This is a genomic window from Geomonas sp. (genome assembly GCF_035254065.1).
In the GTDB taxonomy this organism is placed as follows: Bacteria; Desulfobacterota; Desulfuromonadia; order Geobacterales; family Geobacteraceae; genus Geomonas.
This window is the reverse complement of record NZ_DATFBA010000067.1, coordinates 1-3,869: the sequence shown is the minus strand read 5'-3', so window position 1 is coordinate 3,869 and position 3,869 is coordinate 1. Positions and strand designations below refer to the sequence as shown.

The following is a 3,869-nucleotide window of genomic DNA, read 5'->3' as shown; positions in this document are numbered from 1 at the left end:
TCGTGGAACTTGGAGAGCGCCCGGATGCCGTAGGGGCTCAGGAACTCGTTTTCGTCGAGCATGGTGGTGAGGATCCTGCGCAGCCGCTGCTCGTTCACCAGGGCGAACATGCCGCGCTCGTTCACCCCCAGGTGGCCGGGGCCGGTGCGGTGGATGGAGTCCAAGAGTTCCGGCATCTGCTCGGCCCGCGCCCTGAAGGCCGCCGTCGCCTGCGGCACGAGCTCCCGCTGCCACGGCTCGATCACGGTTGCCGCTGCCAGCGGGAGCAGGCCCACCATGGAGCGCACCTTGAGCCGGGTCGCCGAGCCGTCAGGAAGGCGCAGCAGGTCGTAGTAGAAGCCGTCCTCCTCGTCCCACATGCCGTCCTGTCTGTTCATGGCGGAGGCGATGAAGAGGAAGTGCTCGATGAACTTGTAGACCATCTCCTCGTAGGTACGGTCGTGGGTGGTGAGCTCCGCGGCGAGCTCCAGCATGTTCTGGGTGAAAAGGGCCATCCAGGCGGTGCCGTCCGCCTGTTCCAGGTGCCCCCCGGTGGGAAGCGCGGCGCTGCGGTCAAACACCCCGATGTTGTCCAGCCCGAGGAAGCCGCCCTCGAAGACGTTCTTGCCGAAGCGGTCCTTCCTGTTCACCCACCAGTTGAAGTTCAAGAGGAGCTTGTTGAAGGCCCCCTTCAGGAACTCCATATCGGTCTCGCCGTGCAGGGCCTGCTCGGTGCGGTACAGGAAGAGGGTGGCGAAGGCGTGCACCGGCGGGTTGACGTCGCTGAAGTTCCACTCGTAGGCGGGAATCTGGCCGTTGGGGTGCAGGTAGCGCCCGTGCAGCATCAGTTTCAGCTGCTACTTGGCGAAGTCGGGGTCGACCATGCCGATGGGGAGCGTGTGGAAGGCGAGGTCCCAGGCGGCGTACCAGGGGTACTCCCACTTGTCCGGCATGGAGATGATGTCGTCGTTGATCATGTGGAACCATTCCCGGTTCCGGAACTCCTGGGTGCCGTGGTGCAGCGGATGGGCGTTGTGCTCCTCCAGCCAGGCGTCGCCGTCCCAGAAGTAGTACTGCTTGGACCAGAGCATGCCGGCCAGGGCCTGGCGCATCACGCGGGCCTGATCCTCGCTCAGCGACGGCGGGGTGATGGAGCGGTAGAATTCGTCCGCCTCGCCGACCCTCTGCTGGAAGGTGTCCTCGAACTCTTTGGCGAACGGTTTGCCGGCCATCTGCGGGGAGCTGTTGCTCAGCCGCAGACGGATCACTTCCGACTTGCCGGCCGCGATCTTCATTTGGTAGTGGGCGGAGACTTTGGTACCGCTCCTGCCGGGGTCCACGGCACCCTTTTCCCCGTTCACCACGTAGTTGTTGATGGCGTCCTTGAGGTAAGGACCGACGTCCGGGTAGTCGAGGCCGAGCCGGGCGTGGTTGGTCGAGTTCTCGGTGAAGAGCAGCGGCACGCTCCCCTCGCAGTACAGGTAGTTGCTTCCCAGCACCGAGTGGCTGGTCTCCACCGTCCTGGTGCCGGAAGGGCCCTCGACCTGCTTGAGCTGCGGCTTGGGGGCCGGCCTCGATATCCATTCCGCCCAGTCGTTTCTGAACCACAGGGTCGGCAGCACGTGCAGTTCGGCCGCCTCCGGACCCCGGTTGTGTACGGTGATCTTCACCAGCAGGTCGTCCGGTCCGGCCTTGGCGTATTCCATGAAGACGTCGAAGTACCGGTCATCGTCGAACACGCCGGTGTCGAGCAGTTCGTACTCCATCTCCTCACGGCTGCGCCCGCGGTTGGTGTCGACCAGATCGGCATAGGGAAAGGCCGCCTGGGGGTACTTGTACAGGTACTTCATGTAGGAGTGGGTCGGCGTGCTGTCGAGGTAGAAGTAGTACTCCTTGGCATCCTCGCCGTGGTTCGCCTCGGAGTTGGTGAGCCCGAAGATGCGCTCCTTGAGGATGGCGTCCTTGCCGTTCCACAGGGCGAGCGCGAAGCAGAGGTGCTGCTTGTCGTCCGAGATACCGCCCAGGCCGTCCTCGCCCCAGCGGTAGGCGCGGGAGCGCGCATTGTCGTGCGAGAAGAAATTCCAGGCGTCGCCGTTGTCGCTGTAATCCTCCCGAACCGTTCCCCACTGCCGTTCGGAGAGATAGGGACCCCATTTTTTCCAAGGAACGTTCTTTTCCTGCGTCTCCTGCAGGCGCATCTGCTCAGCGTTGTTCTTCGATGGCTCAGCTGCTTTCATGACGATTCCTCCTTTGATGGTCAGGGCGATCCGAAAAGTTTAATGCATCACCCGCAAGATGCATCTTCGCGTACGACTATTTATACGGTTTATACGGCTCATGATCCGGCTGATGCGGCGGGCTGAAACTCTACGCCCTGGGCCTTCCCGGCTTGGGCGTACGGCTGCAGCCGGAAGAAGTTACCTCCCCACGGCGGGATATCGACGTACAGTCCCGCTCCCCCCATCTCATCGCCGGCTCGGTCCCAGCTTTCTCCGGAAAGGAGGTCCAGCAGGCCCCAGGTCCTGTCCGCGATGCCGTCTACCGGCACCCTGATGCGGGCTTGGGCGGCGCTCTCCCCCAGGTTCACGATGACGAGGTGATGGGTGCGTTCTCCGCTCCAGCACCAGGCGACGATGTTGAGGTAACTGTCGTTGTCGGGCCACCCTTCCCGGTGGCAGAGCTGCCAGCTCCCCTTTCTCAAGCCCCCCTTGGTCACCGCTTGGAGAAGCGATCGGTAAAACGCCTGCAACTCCGTGTCGGGCGGCTCGTCGGGACGCCGGGCCAGGAAGACGGGGAGCCTGACCTTGCGCCCCTCAAACTGCCCCTCGTGGAACAGCACGGCCCCCGGCAGGGTGGCGGTAAGCAGCGCCGCGGCCCTCGCCTTGGCGGGTGGGAAGGTGGCGGCCGTTCTCGGCTCGTCGTGGTTCTCGACGAAGCGGACCAGCCGCTCCTGGTAGGCTGCGTCGGCGCACAGATGGAGCCGGACCTCCTCAGCCGGTCCGTGTTCGAGCCGGTCATATAGTTTCTTGTCGTAGCAGTAGTCGAAGCCCTGCTGCTGCAGCTCCCATTCCAGGTCCCAATAGGCCTCGGCCATGAAGAGAAAGCCTGGGTGGGCGGCACGCACCGCGTGGATCACCTCCGGCCAGTATTCCTTCTCCGGGCGTGCCCCCGCCCGCTGGCCCCAGGTCCGCTGGAAGATCTCGTTCATGACCAGCATGGCCATGTCGCAGCGCACCCCGTCGCACTGCTCGGCGAGAGCGTTGAGGGTGGCGATGACCGCCGCCCGCAAGCCGGGACTGAAGGCGTTGAGCTGGAGGACATCGGGCCAGGCGGGGAAGAACGGGTCACGGCCGCAGGCGAAGATGCTTCCTGCCGTGGAGAGAAAGGCCGCCGGCTCTTTCAGGGCGTCCTCGTAGCTGCCGCGGATGAAGTAATCTGGATGTTCGGTGACCCACGGGTGGTCGGGCGCCACGTGGTTGGGGACGAAATCGAGGATGAGCTTCATGCCCCGCTTGGCGAGCTCCTTGCGGGCCGCGGCAAGTCCCTTAGGGCCGCCGAGGTGGGGATCGACCTGGTAGTTCCTGACGCAATACGGGGAGCCGACGTTGTCGGCATCGGTGAAGTCGGGAAGCGCCCGGCGAAAATCGGCAAGCAGTCCCTGGTTTTCCCTGGCAATCCCGATGCCGGCGGGGCTACGCTCCCAAACCCCCATGAACCAGACCGCGTCGAAGCCGAAGGCGGCGATGGCATCCCACTCCTCAGCGGGGACGTTGGCAAGGGTGACGGGATCTTTCCCCTTGTTCCCCAACTCCTGCAGCCAGACCCAGGTGTTGATCTCGTAGATTACCGGTCGCTTCGGCCAACTCTCCATGGTTTCCTCCTCCTCGATG

Annotated in this window: 2 protein-coding genes and 1 pseudogene; all 3 read right to left on the bottom strand. The window is 64.0% G+C overall.

What is annotated here, in order from left to right:
- Nucleotides 1-824 (bottom strand): annotated as a pseudogene (locus VJ604_RS19355) (MGH1-like glycoside hydrolase domain-containing protein); the annotation flags it as partial.
- Nucleotides 825-836: 12 nt separating this feature from the next.
- Nucleotides 837-2,216, bottom strand: a complete 1,380-nt coding sequence (locus VJ604_RS19350) for a hypothetical protein (RefSeq protein WP_324080012.1) — start codon at nucleotides 2,214-2,216, stop codon at nucleotides 837-839.
- A 98-nt stretch (nucleotides 2,217-2,314) separates the two neighbouring features.
- Nucleotides 2,315-3,869 (bottom strand): alpha-amylase family glycosyl hydrolase (locus tag VJ604_RS03590; protein WP_324080011.1); only part of this gene is annotated, 1,555 nt, incomplete at its 5' end.

Bases quoted from the DNA above. Each gene is read 5' to 3' on its own strand.
- VJ604_RS19350 (WP_324080012.1), bottom strand. From the start codon at position 2,216: ATGAAAGCAGCTGAGCCATCGAAGAACAACGCTGAGCAGATGCGCCTG.